The 17,664-nt window shown below is 55.9% G+C and carries 20 protein-coding genes; 9 read left to right on the plus strand and 11 right to left on the minus strand.

Annotated features, from left to right (window positions below):
* Positions 1-4: 4 nt before the first annotated feature.
* The 4 genes from WG938_RS07035 to WG938_RS07050 all read right to left on the minus strand — a co-directional run bounded on the left by WG938_RS07035 (position 5) and on the right by WG938_RS07050 (position 4,647).
* On the minus strand, positions 5-928 hold the full coding sequence (locus WG938_RS07035; protein WP_339979100.1) for an ABC transporter substrate-binding protein: 924 nt from the start codon (positions 926-928) through the stop codon (positions 5-7).
* A 127-nt stretch (positions 929-1,055) separates the two neighbouring features.
* Positions 1,056-1,322: an acyl-CoA carboxylase subunit epsilon gene (locus tag WG938_RS07040; RefSeq protein ID WP_339979103.1), complete on the minus strand. Its 267-nt coding sequence runs from the start codon at positions 1,320-1,322 to the stop codon at positions 1,056-1,058.
* Positions 1,319-2,947 (minus strand): acyl-CoA carboxylase subunit beta, encoded by a 1,629-nt coding sequence (locus tag WG938_RS07045; RefSeq protein WP_339979105.1) that lies wholly within the window; start codon positions 2,945-2,947, stop codon positions 1,319-1,321. Before WG938_RS07045 ends, WG938_RS07040 begins: the two co-directional genes overlap by 4 nt.
* A gap of 104 nt (positions 2,948-3,051) precedes the next feature.
* On the minus strand, positions 3,052-4,647 hold the full coding sequence (locus WG938_RS07050) for an acyl-CoA carboxylase subunit beta (RefSeq protein ID WP_445292910.1): 1,596 nt from the start codon (positions 4,645-4,647) through the stop codon (positions 3,052-3,054).
* Between the two features lie 207 nt (positions 4,648-4,854).
* Here WG938_RS07050 and WG938_RS07055 point away from each other — a divergent pair, with 207 nt between their 5' ends.
* From WG938_RS07055 to purE, 4 genes are all read left to right on the plus strand, one after another.
* Entirely contained in the window at positions 4,855-5,715 is an 861-nt protein-coding gene (locus tag WG938_RS07055) for a biotin--[acetyl-CoA-carboxylase] ligase (RefSeq protein ID WP_339979110.1), read from the plus strand.
* The gene (locus WG938_RS07060) at positions 5,715-6,176 is read left to right on the plus strand and encodes a hypothetical protein (RefSeq protein WP_339979112.1); all 462 of its coding nucleotides are present in this window, start codon (positions 5,715-5,717) and stop codon (positions 6,174-6,176) included. Before WG938_RS07055 ends, WG938_RS07060 begins: the two co-directional genes overlap by 1 nt.
* A gap of 87 nt (positions 6,177-6,263) precedes the next feature.
* Positions 6,264-7,535, plus strand: coding sequence for a 5-(carboxyamino)imidazole ribonucleotide synthase (locus tag WG938_RS07065; RefSeq protein ID WP_339979114.1), 1,272 nt, complete (start codon positions 6,264-6,266; stop codon positions 7,533-7,535).
* A gap of 68 nt (positions 7,536-7,603) precedes the next feature.
* Complete coding sequence (gene purE, locus WG938_RS07070) at positions 7,604-8,128, plus strand: 5-(carboxyamino)imidazole ribonucleotide mutase (RefSeq protein WP_339979116.1); 525 nt, start codon at positions 7,604-7,606, stop codon at positions 8,126-8,128.
* 6 nt (positions 8,129-8,134) lie between these two features.
* On the opposite strand, the gene WG938_RS07075 is transcribed toward purE, so the two are convergent.
* From WG938_RS07075 to rpmB, 7 genes are all read right to left on the minus strand, one after another.
* Positions 8,135-9,745 (minus strand): FMN-binding glutamate synthase family protein, encoded by a 1,611-nt coding sequence (locus WG938_RS07075; protein ID WP_339979118.1) that lies wholly within the window; start codon positions 9,743-9,745, stop codon positions 8,135-8,137.
* Between the two features lie 85 nt (positions 9,746-9,830).
* On the minus strand, positions 9,831-10,556 hold the full coding sequence (locus WG938_RS07080) for a TIGR03089 family protein (protein WP_339979120.1): 726 nt from the start codon (positions 10,554-10,556) through the stop codon (positions 9,831-9,833).
* Between the two features lie 28 nt (positions 10,557-10,584).
* The gene (locus WG938_RS07085; protein WP_339979122.1) at positions 10,585-11,514 is read right to left on the minus strand and encodes an AEC family transporter; all 930 of its coding nucleotides are present in this window, start codon (positions 11,512-11,514) and stop codon (positions 10,585-10,587) included.
* A gap of 281 nt (positions 11,515-11,795) precedes the next feature.
* Complete coding sequence (gene rpsR, locus WG938_RS07090; RefSeq protein WP_339979124.1) at positions 11,796-12,047, minus strand: 30S ribosomal protein S18; 252 nt, start codon at positions 12,045-12,047, stop codon at positions 11,796-11,798.
* A gap of 11 nt (positions 12,048-12,058) precedes the next feature.
* Positions 12,059-12,364 (minus strand): 30S ribosomal protein S14, encoded by a 306-nt coding sequence (gene rpsN / locus WG938_RS07095; RefSeq protein WP_339979126.1) that lies wholly within the window; start codon positions 12,362-12,364, stop codon positions 12,059-12,061.
* Between the two features lie 4 nt (positions 12,365-12,368).
* Positions 12,369-12,533 carry a 50S ribosomal protein L33 gene (gene rpmG / locus WG938_RS07100; protein WP_005511413.1) on the minus strand — a complete coding sequence of 55 codons (165 nt, stop codon included), beginning with the start codon at positions 12,531-12,533 and terminating at the stop codon, positions 12,369-12,371.
* A gap of 2 nt (positions 12,534-12,535) precedes the next feature.
* Positions 12,536-12,772 (minus strand): 50S ribosomal protein L28, encoded by a 237-nt coding sequence (gene rpmB / locus WG938_RS07105; protein WP_339979142.1) that lies wholly within the window; start codon positions 12,770-12,772, stop codon positions 12,536-12,538.
* Between the two features lie 492 nt (positions 12,773-13,264).
* Here rpmB and WG938_RS07110 point away from each other — a divergent pair, with 492 nt between their 5' ends.
* From WG938_RS07110 to WG938_RS07130, 5 genes are all read left to right on the plus strand, one after another.
* The gene (locus WG938_RS07110) at positions 13,265-13,531 is read left to right on the plus strand and encodes a type B 50S ribosomal protein L31 (protein WP_339979144.1); all 267 of its coding nucleotides are present in this window, start codon (positions 13,265-13,267) and stop codon (positions 13,529-13,531) included.
* 21 nt (positions 13,532-13,552) lie between these two features.
* Complete coding sequence (gene rpmF / locus WG938_RS07115) at positions 13,553-13,726, plus strand: 50S ribosomal protein L32 (RefSeq protein WP_339979146.1); 174 nt, start codon at positions 13,553-13,555, stop codon at positions 13,724-13,726.
* A gap of 177 nt (positions 13,727-13,903) precedes the next feature.
* Entirely contained in the window at positions 13,904-14,596 is a 693-nt protein-coding gene (locus WG938_RS07120) for a response regulator transcription factor (protein WP_339979149.1), read from the plus strand.
* Positions 14,597-14,748: 152 nt separating this feature from the next.
* A complete protein-coding gene (locus WG938_RS07125) occupies positions 14,749-16,158 on the plus strand; it encodes a sensor histidine kinase (protein WP_445228225.1) in 1,410 nt (469 codons plus the stop codon).
* A 72-nt stretch (positions 16,159-16,230) separates the two neighbouring features.
* Positions 16,231-17,514 carry a S1C family serine protease gene (locus tag WG938_RS07130; protein WP_339979155.1) on the plus strand — a complete coding sequence of 428 codons (1,284 nt, stop codon included), beginning with the start codon at positions 16,231-16,233 and terminating at the stop codon, positions 17,512-17,514.
* The last annotated feature ends 150 nt before the right edge of the window (positions 17,515-17,664 follow it).

The raw sequence follows: 17,664 nt of genomic DNA on the forward strand, positions 1-17,664 counted from the left end.
CAGCCTAAGTTGCAGGCGCAACTTCAGGGAGCTTAGCCTGCTCAGTCAGAATCTTGGACAAAGACTCAATGAACGTCGGTAGGGAAGGACCCCACCGGCTGGCCAGGTTGGCATCGATAGGGAAGACGTTGCCGTTCTTCACCGCATCCACCTCAGACCAACCAGGACGCGCCTTCACGTCATCCGGTGAGACGCCTCCGTCGGAACCAGCGTCCGCCAAGAAGATGAGCTCTGGATTCTCTGACACTACTTGTTCGTTACTGAGCTGCGGGTAGTCAGCGCCGTCTCCAGCGATGGAGGTCAGACCAAACAACCCGTAAATCTCGCCGAGGAACGTGCCATTACCCGCGGTGTACAACGTCGAATCCAGCTCGTGGAAGTACGACACCTCTGCGTTACGGACGCTTTCCGGCACGCGAGCAATGGCCTTCGTGATCCGGTCGTGCATCGTGCTTGTGACCTCGGCCGCTTCGTCGGTATGGCCCGTAGCCTCGCCGAGCATTCCAACCTGCTGGTACGCCTCGTCGATCGATGCCGCAGTTGGTGCGAGAATGACCTCTACGTTTGCGGACTCCAATGAGTCAGCAATTCCGTTGACGTCCTGAGCAATGATCACGAGATCGGGATCTTCCGCCAGCACTGCTTCGGCATTGGGATTAAATGCCGACAAGTCCGTGCGTGGAGCCTCTTTCGGGGTGTCCGACAAACTATCGACGGCAATAACTTGATCGCCCGCACCAATTGCGAACAACGTCTCGGTAGCGGTAGGTGAAAGCGAGACGATGCGAGACGGAGTTTTGGCCTTTGGCGATGGCTCCTCGGAACCACCTGCACCTGAACAACCTACCAACATGAGCGCCGTTGCCACCGCAGCTGCCACAAGCGGACGACGACCTCGATGGACTCGGTTGTGCGACAAGTGAATCATTCCTTCATATTAATGGGAGTATGCGAGATTTGAGCTAAAGAAAACGCCCCCACCATGTGGTGAGGGCGCATTCTTATGCGACCGACTGGAAGTAGTCGATTCGAGCTACATGCTCAACTACATGCGATTAGTAGTAAGCGACGTTGCGGAAAACCGCAGGGTTGTAGCTGCGAGTGTTGTTCTGGAAGCCGGAGCCCAGAGCGCCCCAGTCGTTGCGAGGACCCTTGTCGGTATCAGCGTTTGCAGCTGCGTTAGCCATACCGGCAAACAGGACTGCGAGAGTTGCAGCTTCTGCAGGGGTTGGGTTTCCCTTAACGACTGTGAAGAAAGGTGCCTTTGGCTTTTCTTCGGCAGCGGTGTCGGTGGTTGCTTCGGTTGCGTTGGTATCGGTCACAGCGGAATGTTCCCATGCTTCTTGGCTGGTACGTTGACGACCTTGTTCTCCAGGAGACGCAGGCCTTCGATGATCTGACCACGGGTCTCGCTTGGAGGAATAACCGCGTCCACAAAGCCGCGCTCTGCAGCCATGTATGGGTTAACCAAGGTCTCTTCGTACTCTGCTTCGTATTCCTTCTGAACAGCAAGAACGTCCTTGCCCTCAGCTGCAGCTTCCTTCAGTTCCTTGCGGTAGATGAAGCCGACAGCGCCGGAAGCACCCATGACAGCGATCTGAGCAGTTGGCCATGCCAGTGCGATATCTGCACCCATGTCCTTGGAGCCCATCACGCAGTATGCGCCACCGTAAGCCTTACGGGTAATGACGGTGATCTTCGGAACAGTAGCCTCAGAGTATGCGTACAGCAGCTTAGCGCCACGACGAATAATGCCGTCGTACTCCTGGTTGGTGCCTGGCAGGAAGCCTGGAACGTCAACCAGCATGATGATTGGAATGTTGAACGCGTCACAGGTGCGGACGAAGCGAGCAGCCTTCTCGGAAGCCTTGATGTCCAGGCAGCCTGCGAACTGAATTGGCTGGTTTGCAACGAAGCCAACCGAGCGACCTTCGACGCGACCGTAACCAATGACGATGTTCTGAGCGTAGTCTTCCTGGATCTCCAAGAAATCGCCATCGTCGGAGAGGCGGGTGATGACATCCTTGATGTCGTATGGCATGTTTGCCGAGTCCGGAATAAGCGTGTCCAGCTCGAGGTCCGTCTCAGTGATGTTGTCCTGGATGGAACCTTCCATGATGTCGGCTTCCATACGTGGAGCCTCAGCACGGTTGTTGGATGGCAGGTAGCCAACCAGGTCCTGGACGAACGACAATGCGTCCTCGTCGTCGGAAGCGGTGTAGTGAGAGGTACCCGAGGTTGCCATGTGGGTGGAAGCACCACCGAGCTCTTCCTGTGTTACTTCTTCGCCGGTGACGGTCTTGATGACATCTGGGCCGGTGATGAACATCTTGGAAGTGCCGTCGACCATGATGATGAAGTCGGTCAACGCAGGCGAGTAAACGTGGCCACCTGCACAAGCACCCATGATCAAGGAGATCTGTGGGATAACGCCCGAAGCGAGGGTGTTACGGAGGAAGATCTGGGAGTAGAGACCGAGGGAGACAACGCCCTCCTGGATACGCGCGCCAGCGCCTTCGTTAATACCGATGATAGGAACACCGGTCTTAACAGCCATATCCATGATCTTTACGATCTTTTCACCGTAGACCTCACCGAGAGCACCACCGAAGATGGCGCCGTCCTGGGAGAAAACGCAGACCTTGCGTCCGTCGATGGTGCCGTAACCGGTTACAACACCGTCGGTTACTGGGCGCTTAGCGTCCAGACCGAAGTTCTTCGAACGGTGGCGAGCGAGAGCGTCAATTTCGACAAAAGAGCCATCATCAAGCAGGAACTCGATGCGCTCACGGGCAGTCATCTTGCCCTTGTCGTGAACGCGGTCGACTGCAGCCTGGCCCATAGGGGCCTGGGTCTCTGCCAGACGGGCGCGGAGGTCGGCCAGCTTGCCGGCCGTGGTGGTCTTGTCCGGCTCAGTGCCGGTTTGAGTATTTGCGGCGGTCGTCATGTTTATCAGTCTACGTTTCCGATTGTGGGGGCGAGAAACGGGGGCAATCACCGTTAACGAGGGGGGAGCGTCGGGGGGATTCGTTTTTCGCCCTGATTTTGAACCTACAAAGGCATGTTCCCGTGCTTACGCGCAGGCCAGGCCACTTTCTTAGTGGAAAGTAGTCGGAGGTTCTTTGCAATACGGATTCGGGTCTCTGATGGAAGAATTACTTCATCTATTAACCCCCGCTCGGCTGCGATGTATGGATTCAACATGTGATCTTCATACTCGCGCTCAAACTCGTCAATGAGTGGCTGAAGCTCACGGCCGTCTTCCATCGCCTTGCGGAGTTCCTTGCGGTGCAAGAAGCCGACTGCTCCGGCAGCGCCCATGACGGCGATCTGAGCGGTAGGCCATGCCAGGTTCAGGTCAGCGCCTAGGCCCTTGGAACCCATGACGCAGTATGCGCCACCGTAAGCCTTGCGCATGGTGACAGTGATCTTAGGTACGGATGCTTCTGCGTATGCGTACAGCAGTTTTGCGCCACGACGAAGGATGCCTTGGTGCTCCTGCTCCGCGCCGGGGAGGAAGCCAGGTACATCGACGAGGAGGACAAGTGGAATGTTGAATGCATCGCAGGTGCGGACGAAGCGCGCAGCCTTCTCAGATGCATCAATATCAAGGCAGCCAGCGTACGACATGGGCTGATTGGCGACATAGCCCACAACATTGCCTTCAATGCGGCCGAAACCGATCACAACGTTGTGCGCGCGGGTTTCCTGAATTTCCATGAAGTCGCCATCATCACAGATCGTGGTGATGACGTCGCGGACGTCGTAAGGCACCGAAGGGGTGTCGGGGATGATGGAGTCGAGGACGCGGTCCTCGTCAGTGATGGACTCGTCGAAGTCGGAGTCCCACGCTTCTGGGAGGCACTGATTATTGTCAGGCAGGTGATCGAGGAGATCGGTAACCCAGTCGAGAGCATCCTTCTCGTCGGTAGCCGTGTAATGAGTATTGCCAGCGAGATGCATGTGTGCGTCAGCGCCACCGAGCTCGCGTTGGGTGATTTCTTCGCCAGTGACCGTCTTGATGACATCCGGGCCTGTGACGAACATGCGTGACGACTCTTCGACCATGACCACGAAGTCGGTGAGTGCAGGGGAGTACGCGTTACCTCCGGCGCAGGCGCCGAAAATGATGGAGATCTGTGGCACAACGCCAGATGCGCGGACGTTGTGGTGGAAAGTCTGTGCAATGTAGTCAAGCGATACCGCACCGTCCTGGATGCGGGCACCTGCGCCTTCGTACATGCCGATGATCGGACGCTGCGTATCGACGGCCAGCTGCTGGAGCTTCACCATCTTTTCGCCGTAGACCTCGCCGAGTGCGCCACCAAAGACGGTGCCGTCCTGCGAGAAAACGCAAACCTCGCGACCATCAATGGTTCCCCAACCGGTGATGATGCCGTCAGTGACTGGTCGCTTATCGCTCATGCCGAAGTCGGTGGTGCGGTGGCGCGCGAGTGCGTCAATTTCGACGAATGAGCCTTCGTCGAGGAAGTAGTCGAGTCGTTCCCTGGCGGTCAGTCGATCGGCATCGTGAACCCTCTGCTGGGCTGCTGGGCCCATTGGCATCGCGGCTTCAGCGCGACGGCGGAGAAGATCCTCGTTCTTAGCTGCGGTTGTCGCAGGGGAATCCTTCCAAGCCTGCTGGATTGGGTGCGGTGCCGCAGAGCTCGTTGCTGTCGAGTGTCCGACTGGCTGAGCGTCTGCTCGATTGATGGTTCGCTGCTGACGCGATAAACGTGAGGGAATGGTCATGTTTTGTCAACATAGTGTTTTGAGGGCAAAAGATAAAGAATAGCGCCTGTGATCTACCTCACAGTTTCGGAAAGGTGCTGGATATCGGTAGGATTTGTTTCCATGGTCAACACACCGGTAAGCCCCCGCGAGAACCGTCCTGCTCGCGCACCCCTCAATCCTGAGCAGCTCATCGCGGCCACTCCCGCGTGGCGTCGGGTACACGTGAAGGAGTCCACGGGTTCTACAAACGCGGATGTACTTGCCATGCTTGACGACGACGCCCCAGACCGCATTGCCATCGTTGCGTCGAACCAGACTGCTGGACGCGGTCGACTGTCACGGGTATGGGAATCACCAGCCGGCGCGTCGCTGGCAATTTCAGTGCTGTTCAAACCTCAGCAGCTAGCAGCGGAGCAGTTGGGCTTACTGCCGTTGGTCAGTGGTCTTGCCGTTGTTGACATGATTGTGAATGAAGCTGGCATCCCCGCCTCCGATGTCGGATTGAAATGGCCGAACGATGTTCTCGTTCGTGGCCGTAAGATTTGCGGAATTTTGGTTGAGGCTGGATCTATCGATCCACCAGCACTTGTTCCTGGAATTGGTATCAATGTCGACCTGCTTGATGACGAACTGCCAGTCCCGCACGCAACTTCGCTCACCCTGGAAGGTGCGAAAAATGTGAACCGCACTGAACTGGCCGCAGCGCTGTTGAATGCGTTGGATCGTCGTGAGTATCAGTGGCGTATAGATACTGCCAGCCTCATGGCCGATTACCGATCGTGGTGTCGCACCATCGGCACTGAAGTGCGCGTCGAGTTGCCGGGCGGGAACTTTCTCACGGGTAAGGCCGTTGATGTACGTGACGACGGTGAATTAATTGTCACCGACAAAACTGGCACATCTCATGTAGTAGCTGCCGGTGATGTGCAACATTTGCGAAATGCTGAAGGTGGATATTCGTCGGGAGGCGGCGCGCGATAATGGCTTTTCCATGGGACGAAATCGATGATGATGAGGAAATACTGCTGGACACGAATCCGGTGTTCGGTCGACTGGTATGGCCACTGCTTGAACTGCTGGTGATCACCGGCATTGTTTGGCTGCTCATCGGCTTCATCGATAATCCCGGAGTCGCATCGAACGATTTCATGGCCATCCGAAACTTCCTACTCCTCGCCTGGATAGTGTTGGTCTTCTTTCGCGTCGCACGACCGTTACTTGCTTGGCTGGGCGAGCGCTTTGTACTCACTGACCGGCGCATTATCTTGCGACGAGGCCTGGTACGTCCACGAGTCGTAACTATTGACCTCCGTTCTATTAGAGGAATCGACAGGAACGGTACGGTGCTGTTGCTACGAACGAACCCCTTTGGACCGCCGATGGCGCTTCGTGACGTCCCGTCGACAAGAAAAGTCGCCAAAATGGTTGCCCGCATGACGTAGCCGAGCAAGAGGTAATCACTGGGGAAGTGGTTGTTGTCGCTTTCGCCGGTTCCAGAGATAGGGTGCCTAACCCTTATGATGAATACCGTGACTTCTGCTTCTTCTGGTGAAAACTCCGTGTCCGAGTCAAAGGTCAATGGCAATCCTGCTGCGCATGCGCCTGGTATGCCTGTCGTTGCTGTCATTGGTGACGGGCAGTTGGCTCGCATGATGCAAACCGAAACGATTGAACTGGGGCAGTCCGTTCGAGTACTGGCTGGTTCAATGGACTCTTCTGCAGCGCAAGTGTGTGCGGATGTGATCCTGGGGGATTACAAGAACTGGGACGATCTGCAGGCTGCAGTAGCTGGCGCAGATGCGGTGACATTCGATCACGAACATGTGCCAACAGAGTTCTTACATAAGCTCCAGGAACAGGGCGTTTCCGTGCAGCCTGGCCCGGATGCACTGATATATGCGCAGGATAAATTGCTCATGCGCGGCAAGCTGCAGATGATGGGCGCGCCAGTGCCTCCATTCGCAGCAATTGAATCCGTTGCGGATGCCGAGACGTTCGCTGACAAAGTCGGCGATGCCGTGTGCTTGAAGGCACGACGAGGCGGCTACGACGGGCATGGCGTGTGGTTTCCAAAGCGCGCAGAGTTGGCGGGGCTCGTCGAGAAGCTTCTTGCAGAAGGCGTTCCGCTGATGGCAGAAGAGAAGGTCAATCTCGTTCGCGAACTGTCTGCAATGTGCGCGCGTACTCCGTCCGGTGATGTGGCTGCGTGGCCAGTGCTCGAGTCGGTGCAGACGGATGGCATTTGTGTTGAGGCAGTCTGCCCTGCGCCGGGTCTTGACGACGATCTGGAAACTGCAGCACGGTCTTTGTCGACGAAGATCGCCGAGAAGCTTGGTGTGACGGGCGCACTAGCTGTTGAACTTTTCGAAACTGTTGATGCAGACGGCGCACCCCAGATTTTCGTCAATGAACTGGCAATGCGCCCGCACAATACCGGTCACTGGACGCAAGACGGTTGCGTGACCAGCCAGTTTGAACAGCACATGCGCGCAGTCATGGATTATCCACTGGGTTCTGTCGAGACGACCGCAGCGGTAACAGTGATGGCCAACACCCTTGGCGCCGACACGGATCCGGCGATGCCGATGGCAGACCGTTTCGCAGCAGTGTGGCGTCGTTTCCCCCAGGTGAAAATCCACTGGTACGGCAAGGACTGGCGCGCCGGGCGAAAGCTAGGACACGTTAACGTGTGTGGCAACGATGACTCTGCAGAAGGAATTGCAGAGGTTCGTCGAATCGCAGCCCTGTCTGCAGGTTTTATTGTTAATGCTGTGTGGGCAGATGGACACGACGTCGCGTAGCGTCAGCGAACCACGCCCCGAAATCTAACTAGTTCTTTCTCACTAGCTCTTATTTAGAGGAGTACATAATGGCAGATCAACTGAAAGATGCTCAGGGTCCGCTGGTAGGGCTCATCATGGGCAGCGATTCCGACTGGCCAACGATGGAACCAGCAGCCCAGGTTCTTGCCGAGTTCGGCATTCCTTTTGAAGTTGGCGTGGTGTCGGCACACCGTACGCCTGAGCGCATGATTGACTACGCGAAGTCTGCGGCAGGAAAGGGCTTGCGCGTCATTATCGCAGGAGCTGGCGGTGCAGCGCACCTGCCAGGCATGGTGGCCTCAGCCACGCCACTGCCTGTCATCGGTGTGCCGCGTGCACTGGAGAACCTCGAAGGTGTGGACTCCCTGTTGTCAATCGTGCAGATGCCAGGCGGCGTACCGGTGGCAACTGTTGGCGTTGGTGGCGCCAAGAATGCTGGTTTGCTGGCAGTTCGCATCTTGTCTGCTGGCTTCCCAGAGTTGGTCGCTGCAATGGAGAAGTACCAGGCTGACATGCGTGATGCTGTTCTTCAGAAGGACGAAGCCCTACGCCAGAAACTAATGGGCAACTAGCGAGCATTAGGCTTTCAGATACAGTTCCGGGTACCGAAAAGTATCCGGATCTGCTTGTTTCCACGTGAATGCCCAATTTGCGAATCGAGTGCCACGCAGCAGCTCGCCTGGTTCAAGCCAGTTGTATAGCTCTGAATAATCCTCCCCAACTTCCTCGCTAGTTCGACGCATCAGATGCGTCGGGCCGAGGGCTGCGAAGTCCTGTAATCCCATTGATCCAAGAATCTGAGCAGCTTCCTGCACCGTTGCCTCGTGATAATTAGCTACCCGACGAGCTTTGTCATCAACATCCAGTGCTTTCCAACGAGCTGGATCCTGGGTGGCTACTCCTACCGGGCATTCATTTGTGTGGCACAGCTGAGACTGGATACAACCGGCGGCCATCATCATGCCGCGGGCAGAATTGACGAAGTCGGCGCCGATGCACATGCGTTTGATGACATCGAACCCAGTGATGATTTTGCCACTTGCGCCCAGTTTGATGCGATCACGGAGACCCGCGCCAACGAGTGCGTTGTGCACCAGCATGAGACCGTCGGAAAGCGGGAGGCCAACGCGGTCAGAGTACTCCAAGGGTGCAGCACCCGTGCCACCTTCGGAACCGTCGACGATGATGAAGTCTGGTGTGATGTCCTCTTCAATCATCGCTTTGCACACCGCGAGGAACTCCACCTGTGAGCCCACGCAGAGCTTAAACCCAACTGGCTTGCCACCACTGAGCTGACGCATAGTGCCCATGAATCGAACTAGCTCACGTGGAGTGGAATATACGCGGTGATACGGCGGGCTCATGACACCCTTGCCAACTGGAACGTGACGAGTCGCCGCGATCTCTTCATTGACCTTGTCGCCAGGCAACATACCGCCAAGGCCAGGCTTTGCGCCTTGGCTGACCTTCAAGTAAGTTGCTTTGACCTGCGGGATTGCAGCCTTCTGGGCGAACAGCTCTGGATCAAAGTCGCCATCGTCGGTTCGCGCTCCGAAGTAACCCGAGCCCAGCTGCCAGTAAATGTCTGCGCCATGCTCCAAGTGATATGGACTGATTGCACCTTCGCCGGTGTCTTGGACGAATTTTCCCATCGCAGCGCCCTTGTTCATGGCCAGCACAGCGTTAGGAGACAAAGAGCCGAAGCTCATCGCCGAGATATTCATGATCGACGCATCATACGGTTGGGTGCAGTCGGGGCCGCCGATGCGAACGCGAGGGTTGACCAACACAGTGTGAGCGGGAGCCATTGAATGGCGCACATATTCGTATCCGGGTTGTGTGACATCCCGTTCTGTACCGAATGACTTCTTCGAGCTCAATCCCTTTGCCCGCTCGTACACGACAGTACGAGTATCCCGGTCAAATGGAGCACCGTCGAAGTTCCTCTCGACGAAGTACTGCTGCATTTCCGGACGGATTGCTTCCAGCAGATATCGAGCGTGTCCCAGAACTGGATAGTTACGCAAGAGGGAGTGCTTCTTCTGATTGAGGTCATAGATTGCGATGCAATCGAGAACGAGCACTAGCCCCATCAAAATCCACCACCAGGGACCTAGATCCCATACGGCCAGCGCCGCGATGATGTTGAGTACGGCCAGAATTGCCAGGATGTACGGACGAGTAATCACATTGCAATGGTATGTGCGAATTCGCGATGGAGAGGAGGAACAGAGGAAAACACAATGCCAGATCTATGTTTTCAGCTGAAAACAGTTACAAAATCACGGCTTTTTCTGCCTCCGCGATCGCCCGCAACCGATCTTCGTCTCCACCCCGCACGATCACCGCAGAACCATCACGCATCCACGGCGCAAGTACTGATTGAGTCCAAGCTTCGGCGTTAAAGCCACGATCTCCGTCGACAAGCCAACCACGCGTTAGGACACGCGCCTGAGTTGGTAGCTCCTGATCGCTGGCGTATTGCTCGGCCATCTCCAACAGCTTCTCGACGGAATGCCCCTCGATCAACTCCGCTCCCATATCATCCAACCCTGGCCCCAGGTACTGATCAGGATGGAGTCGAACCTCTGGGCCGAAGTCGATGACACCTGGAGGAATCGAGCCACCACATTCAGCGACCCCGCGCCCAAAGACATCATCAGTGACAGCAGCAAGGTAGGCATCTGGGCACTTCTCGTCCCACTCGCTCAGTCGATCCAGGGTGGTGAAAACCGCCAACGGCTCGGTAGGACTGAGATGCATGCCTGCGCGTCGAGCGCCCACCAGAATGCACACTGCCGACCAGATCGGGGGCAATTCGATCCAGATGGGATCTCCTGCTTCCAAGTCGAATTCGTCGTGAAGCATGTTGGCGATCTTGGAGGCCCAGTTATCAAGCGTTGTCGCGGAAAGATCGACGCGTCCGCCCGTCGTTTCGTCGTAGCACGTAAGGCGGGGGATACTGGGATCGGAGTTGAGAAGCTTTTTCAGAAGTTCCACGCCTCTCAATGGTAGCGACTTCTGCCCGTCACCCGAGGAGTAGTGCGATGACGACGACTACAGGGACACACGCAAGCGTCGTAACAACGCCAGAATCACGTGCTTGAATAGTATTCCGCCCGTAGCGAGTACTGAATGTGTAGACGTTCTGTGCGGTTGGCAGGGCAGCGATTACAACGGCGGACAACAAGGTATGCCCACTCATCCCGAACAGCTGAGAAGCGATCAACCAGGCAGCTGCTGGCTGGCCTATATTCTTCGCAAATGAGGACACCGCCACCGCTCGTCGTGGAGACACTCCATTCCGCAGAAACGGCATGCCATGAAGACTGACTCCGAAAGCAAGCAACGCCATGGGCACTGCCGCCTGGCCAAGCAAACTGACTGGCGTTTCTACCATCGTCGGCAGCGTTACCCCGGTCGCATTGATAGTGAGCCCGATAATTGCAGACAGGAAAATCGGGTTCTTTAGCGGCGACAGCAACGATCTTCCGAGGTTCAGCGAACCTTGCGACGAAGTCAGAACATCAAGAATCGTCAAACAAAAGGGTGCATAAAAGGCAATTTGGAAAATAAGCGCAGGTACGACGGAGGTGGCGTCGTGAAGCACTGCGATGGCAATGGGGATACCGAGGTTCGCGACATTGTTGTAACTGGAACTCATGGCGCCAACAACGGCGTCTGCTCCGCGTTGTTTGAGAAGCGGGGCAGCGATAAGAAGATAAAAGATCGCAACGGTTAATGCAGAACCTGCAGCGACGTAGAAGGGAAGACCGAATACAGCGCTCGTATCAGAGGTGGCCAGTGTGTGCACCAACATGCACGGCATAGCAACCCAAAACACGACCATATTCAGGGTGATGCCACCATTCTTACCCAGGACACCAGATCGACCGACCAGCCAGCCCACGGCAATGATCAGCGCGACAGATCCGAAGCCGGTGAGGATCTCTGTCATATGGGGCATCTAAGGTCGCTTTCGTGGGCAAATAACCGAAAAGTTCATGGGGTCGAGCGGTGGGTAGCAGAGGCTGAGTCGGGAGTCCCCCTTAGAGAGTATCTTCCGTCGCACGCTCTGCTGTGCTTGTCCGCGAGCGGTGTTCTACGTGCCTAGAGAAATAGAAACGGACCCGAGCCAAAAGACTCGGGTCCGTAGACGCTGTCGTCGCAGGTTTATTCACCATGCGGCCCCAGCGCCAAATCAGCCGTGAGGGACTACTAAATCCTCGACCAGCTTTTTTAGCGGCTGGTGAATGGCAGGAGTGCCATCTCGCGGGCATTCTTCACAGCGGTAGCGACCTGGCGCTGCTGCTGTGGGGTCAGGCCGGTGACGCGGCGGGAACGGATCTTACCGCGGTCAGAGATGAACTGGCGAAGCAGGTTGATGTCCTTGTAATCAACCTTCTCAACACCAGCAGCCTTGAGTGGGTTCTTCTTTGGGCGGCGGGACTGCTCCATCCGCGCCTTCTTATTGTTCTGATTGCGCTTCATTTGAGTCTTCCTTACCAGCTGGACTTACGAACGCCCGGGAGCTCGCCACGGTGGGCCATCTCACGAACGCGAACACGGGACAGGCCGAACTTACGGAGGTAGCCGCGTGGGCGACCGTCTGCAGCGTCGCGGTTGCGAACGCGAACAGATGCGGCGTCACGTGGCTGACGGTTCAGTTCGAACTGAGCGTCCATACGCTCTTCGTCAGTGGAGTTAGGGGACTTGATGATGCGCTTGAGCTCTGCGCGACGCTCGGCGTAACGAGCGACAATTTCCTTACGCTGCTCGTTCTTGGCAATCTTTGACTTCTTAGCCATGAATTTAGCGCTCCTCGCGGAATTCGACGTGCTTACGGACTACCGGGTCGTACTTCTTGATCGTGATGCGATCCGGGGTGTTCCGCTTGTTCTTACGCGTGACGTAGGTGTAACCCGTGCCAGCGGTCGACTTAAGCTTGATGATTGGACGAATATCGTTACGGGCCATCTTTAGATCTTCTCCCCACGTGCACGGATCTGGGCAACAACTGCTTCGATACCCTGCTTATCAATGGTCTTCAGACCCTTAGGAGACACGGTCAAAGTGATCGTGCGGCCCTCGGATGCGAGGTAGAACTTCTTTCGCTGCACGTTGGGATTCCAACGGCGCGACGTACGCCGGTGCGAGTGAGAAACGGACTTGCCAAAGCTTGGCTTCCGTCCCGTGACCTGGCAAATCGCCGACATGGAGATTTCCTTTGCTTCTTGGTGGCTCAACAACCACGACAACGGTGCACAAGGAATGACTAAAATTAGCCCCCGGCACTACGTTTTCATCGGCAATTGAGCGTAAACGAATAAACAGACAACAGCGAGAGTCGAGAATACACGGGGAACCCCTGAAAAACCTAATCGCCCGTACACGGTTCCGTATTACCTGCAACCGCTACGCACCTAGGCTCAGCCCAGATCAACTGTTGTGCTGCTTGACGACGAGTCGTCGCAAAGCATGTCGAGAGAATGCTGCAATAGAGCGATTAGGAATCTTACCAGTGACCTTGTACTATTTTCGGAGTCTCATCGGAAACCGCGCGAACGCATTAGGCCAACGCGTAAGGCCTCGATGAAACGGTCACGTACATCCCAACTCGGGCACGAACGCATCGTGATCTAGGTAATTCTAGAGCTCAGCCGATGTGAAAGCGACCCGTAGTTCAATCCTGAGGGAATCGAGAACTTATGAAGAAGGATATCCATCCTGATTACCACCCAGTGGTATTCAAGGACGCCGGCACGGGTCACTCTTTCCTGACCCGTTCGACCGCTACTTCCGACCGCACCATTGAGTGGGAAGATGGCAACGAGTACCCGCTGATCGTCGTTGACGTCACCAGCGAGTCCCACCCATTCTGGACCGGCGCACAGCGTGTCATGGACACCGCTGGTCGCGTTGAGAAGTTCCAGCGTCGTTACGGCAACCGCGTTCGCCGCACTAAGAAGAACTAAGAGTAAGGAGGGTAATTCGATATGGCAGTTCCAAAGCGTCGTATGTCGCGTGCAAACACTCGTGCACGTCGTTCCCAGTGGAAGGCCGACAACGTCGACCTCCAGGAAGTCAAGATCGACGGTCGTGTGGTTCGTATCCCACGTCGTCTGGTCAAGGCTGCACAGCTCGGCCTCATTGATGTTGAGCAGTACTAATTAGTTCTTAACTAGAACTCAAGCTTCGGCTGAAAAGACCCGCGCCACCTCCGGCATTGCCGGCAGGTAGCGCGGGTTTTTGTTTTCAGCGCTTGTGGGAGTCCGGGTTTGGGATATACAGGAACTTTTCAGTAAGTCTCTAGGCACGCAACATACATAGACGGCACAATGGAGAGTATGAAGATTTTGGTTGTCGATGACGATCAGGCGGTCCGGGAATCCCTCCGCCGTTCGTTGACGTTTAATGGCTATACCGTTGACCTTGCTGAAGATGGCTCACAGGCGCTGATGAAGATCGCAGACGATCGACCGGATTTGGCAATTCTTGACGTGATGATGCCGAAGCTCGACGGCCTGGATGTGTGTCGTCGTCTTCGCAGCGAGGGAGACGATCTTCCTGTGCTGATGCTCACCGCGCGTGACTCTGTTTCGGAGCGTGTCGCTGGGCTGGATGCTGGAGCGGATGACTATCTGCCTAAGCCTTTCGCTCTGGAAGAGCTTTTGGCGCGTGTTCGCTCCCTGTTGCGTCGTGCTGCTCTGGAACCATCGTCGTCAGCTGCGCCAGCAACCTTGTCTTTTGAGGATCTGACGCTGGATCCAGATACTCGTGAGGTGTTCCGTGGCGAGCGTCGTATCTCACTGACCCGCACCGAGTTTGCGCTGCTCGAGTTGTTGATGAGCAACCCTCGTCGAGTGCTGAGCCGTACCTCTATTTTGGAAGATGTGTGGGGATACGACTTCCCAACGTCTGGCAATGCGCTGGAGGTGTACATCGGTTACTTGCGTCGTAAGACGGAGTCTGAAGGCGAGCCTCGTCTTATTCACACCGTTCGTGGTGTTGGCTACGTGCTGCGGGAGACCGCTCCGTGATCTTGCGGCGTCGACGTCGGCTGGATACTAGTTCAGCTGGCGTCTCTTCTGTTTCTCCGACCGAAACCCCGGGAGTCCCGGGAGTTGTGCCTCCTGTAGTGGATCCGCGTGATGGCCTTAAACGTGCTGAGCCTGCGGATGAGCACGGTGGGATCATTGAATTCCTACTACGGCGTTTTCGCATCGTGTCATTGCGGTGGCGACTGACCATCTTGACGGCGCTGATCGTAGCGGCATCCGTAGGGTTGATGACTTTGGCGGCGTTTGTCACTGTGCAGGCCACGCTGTACCGAGAAGTGGATAACAACTTGCGGGCACAGGCGACGCAGTTGCTGAATTCCCCGTATGCTTCCGAGTTCGCCATCGAACCGATGATTACGGCTGACACCCTAAAGATTTTGAACCCTGACCTGGATGCCATGTATTTCGGTCGGGGCAGTGTCACCGGTCGCGGTGATGTGATCGAACTAGGTGGCCCAGAACTGGCAGTCTTGCGTGGGCACCGATCGGAGTCTATCCGGACGGATGATTTCAATCAGCGACGTATTTTTGCCATCCACGATCCGTCGGGCGCTACTTTGGTGCTCGCTCAGGATCTGAGGTCAACTCGAACCATTTTGGGCTCATTGGGCATGGTCTTACTGATCATTTCCGTCATTGGCGTCTTATTCGCTGTCGCAGCAGGTATCACGGTTGCCACTGCCGGTCTGACTCCAGTAGCTCGTTTGCGTAAAGCCGCGGAACGTGTTGCTGACACGGGAGAACTTCGTCCTATCCCCGTCGAGGGTGACGACGAACTCGCCAGATACACCCGAAGCTTCAACGAGATGCTCGTGGCATTGGAAGCATCGCGAACTAAGCAAACGGAGTTGGTGGCAGATGCGGGTCACGAGTTGAAGACTCCATTGACTTCACTGCGTACCAACGTCGAGTTGCTCATGATGGCATCCCGCCCAGGTGCAGCGGGTATTCCGGAACAGGATCGTGCGGACCTGGAAGCTGACGTCATCGCTCAAATCGAGGAACTGTCGACTCTGGTCGGTGACCTGGTGGATCTCGCTCGAGAAGATGGGCCTCAACAGGTTATCGAGGAAGTTGATTTGGTGGATGTCGTCGAGACATCGCTCGAGCGAGTGGAACGACGCCGACCAGACCTTACTTTCGACCTGAAACTGACGGATTGGTATCTGTTTGGTGATCCCGCGGCGCTGGGACGTGCAGTACTGAACCTTATGGATAATGCGGCAAAGTGGTCGCCTGAAAAGGGCACAGTACGGATTCGCCTGGTGCCTTTGTCCGAGGATTTGGCGGAGCTTACTGTCGCGGACTCCGGGCCGGGAATCCCAGCTGAGGACCGAAATAAGGTCTTTGAACGCTTCTTCAGGTCTATCCAGTCTCGGTCAATGCCTGGCTCTGGCTTGGGTCTGGCTATTGTGAAGCAAGTTATCGTCCGTCACGGCGGAACTATTGTTGCCGAAGAGTCTGACGACGGCGGTGCACAGATGCGTGTGTGTTTGCCAGGTTCGCCAGTTCGGAAGCATGACACAGAAATCGATGCCTAACTTTTGGACTTCACGGTCCAACTGAAGAGAATTCTCAGCTATTTGTTAGACGCATTGGGCAAGGTATTTACTATGACAAATCCAGATTCGAACGGACTGTTTGGTACGAGCGGTGGTTCCGGTTACGGGAGTTCCGGTCAGGGAAACTCACAGTGGGGTAGCACTCCACCACCAGGAAATGCATCTTTCGGTAGTTCCCCGCAGTACCAGCAGGCATATTCTGCGCAGCAGCCGAATGGTCTGGCACAGCCAGAGAAGAAGAGTGGTTCGAAGCTGGGGGCAGTGACAATCGCTGCGTTGATGTTGGGAAGCGCGGCGGTAGGTGGTGTCGCAGGAGCATTGGTCACTGACGGTGGCGGATTCGCGACAACCGCGACGGGTTCTCGTGGTGGCAACAATGCACTGGATGAGCCTGGTGCGAAGCGTACTGAGCCACCTGCACCGGGGTCGATTGAGGAAGTCGCGCAAAAGGTGCTGCCAAGCGTGGTGTCTATTCAGGTGAATTCGATGGCGGGCCAGGAATCTGGGTCGGGGTCAATTCTGTCGTCCGATGGTTTGGTGCTTACCAATAATCACGTTGTCGCTTCTGCCGAGAAGCCTGGCTCTGAAATGACTGTTCTGCTTAGCGACGGCTCCTGGCATCCAGCAACCGTCGTTGCTGGTGATGCTGCGACAGACATCGCTGTCATCCGTGTGGAAGGCGTCCGTGATTTACGTCCGATTTCTTTGGGTGAGTCAGATTCTGTGTCAGTAGGCCAAGAAGTTATTGCAGTGGGTTCGCCGTTGGGTCTGACTTCTACAGTAACGTCGGGAATTGTATCCGCGAAGAATCGTCCTGTTGCTGCAGGTCAGGGTGGTGAAACTTCAGTGATCGATGCGATCCAGACTGACGCCGCGATTAATCCTGGTAACTCCGGTGGCGCGCTGGTCGATATGGAAGGCAATCTTATCGGCGTACCCAGCGTTATTGCTTCAAACAGTGCTGAAGGACAGCAGGCTGGCAGTATTGGCCTAGGTTTTGCTATTCCGATCAATCAGGCGCGTCGTATTGCCGATGAACTCATTGAAAATGGTCGCGTGGTGATGCCCGCTATTCAGGCCCAGATTGATACGCAAGCCCCGGTCATGGGCGCGCTGGTGCGTGAAGTAACTCCTGGTGGAGCAGCTGAGCGAGCCGGTTTGAAGTCTGGCGATGTGATTGTGAAGTTCGGTGACCGCACTATCGACAACGGTATTGCACTGATAGCTGCTATCCGGTCGCATAAGGTTGGAGACACTGTCACACTTACAGTGACCGACGAGAATGGTGAACACGAGCGCACTGCTGATGTCACGTTGGATCCGGCTAGGGGCTAGTTCCGCGAGACAGTGGATAGCGATCATCCGTTAGTAGATTGGAATTTCCGTGAGTAAGCAAGAATCAGCCGAGGTCGATTCTCCAGCTGTGCAGTCCACCGAGCCTGGTTTTGAGCCCGACGCCGGTAGTTTGGCGGAGCTGGAACGACT

The sequence above is a fragment of the Corynebacterium sp. H113 genome, from assembly GCF_037572315.1.
Classification (GTDB): Bacteria; Actinomycetota; Actinomycetes; order Mycobacteriales; family Mycobacteriaceae; genus Corynebacterium.

Coding starts and splice junctions, on each gene's coding strand:
- rpmG (WP_005511413.1), bottom strand. CDS start 12,533: ATGGCCCGTAACGATATTCGTCCAATCATCAAGCTTAAGTCGACCGCT.
- rpsR (WP_339979124.1), bottom strand. CDS start 12,047: ATGAAGCGCAATCAGAACAATAAGAAGGCGCGGATGGAGCAGTCCCGC.
- WG938_RS07110 (WP_339979144.1), top strand. CDS start 13,265: ATGAAGAAGGATATCCATCCTGATTACCACCCAGTGGTATTCAAGGAC.
- WG938_RS07120 (WP_339979149.1), top strand. CDS start 13,904: ATGAAGATTTTGGTTGTCGATGACGATCAGGCGGTCCGGGAATCCCTC.
- purE (WP_339979116.1), top strand. CDS start 7,604: ATGGCAGATCAACTGAAAGATGCTCAGGGTCCGCTGGTAGGGCTCATC.
- rpmF (WP_339979146.1), top strand. CDS start 13,553: ATGGCAGTTCCAAAGCGTCGTATGTCGCGTGCAAACACTCGTGCACGT.
- rpsN (WP_339979126.1), bottom strand. CDS start 12,364: ATGGCTAAGAAGTCAAAGATTGCCAAGAACGAGCAGCGTAAGGAAATT.
- WG938_RS07045 (WP_339979105.1), bottom strand. CDS start 2,947: ATGACGACCGCCGCAAATACTCAAACCGGCACTGAGCCGGACAAGACC.
- WG938_RS07130 (WP_339979155.1), top strand. CDS start 16,231: ATGACAAATCCAGATTCGAACGGACTGTTTGGTACGAGCGGTGGTTCC.
- rpmB (WP_339979142.1), bottom strand. CDS start 12,772: ATGTCGGCGATTTGCCAGGTCACGGGACGGAAGCCAAGCTTTGGCAAG.
- WG938_RS07060 (WP_339979112.1), top strand. CDS start 5,715: ATGGCTTTTCCATGGGACGAAATCGATGATGATGAGGAAATACTGCTG.
- WG938_RS07085 (WP_339979122.1), bottom strand. CDS start 11,514: ATGACAGAGATCCTCACCGGCTTCGGATCTGTCGCGCTGATCATTGCC.
- WG938_RS07035 (WP_339979100.1), bottom strand. CDS start 928: ATGATTCACTTGTCGCACAACCGAGTCCATCGAGGTCGTCGTCCGCTT.
- WG938_RS07055 (WP_339979110.1), top strand. CDS start 4,855: ATGGTCAACACACCGGTAAGCCCCCGCGAGAACCGTCCTGCTCGCGCA.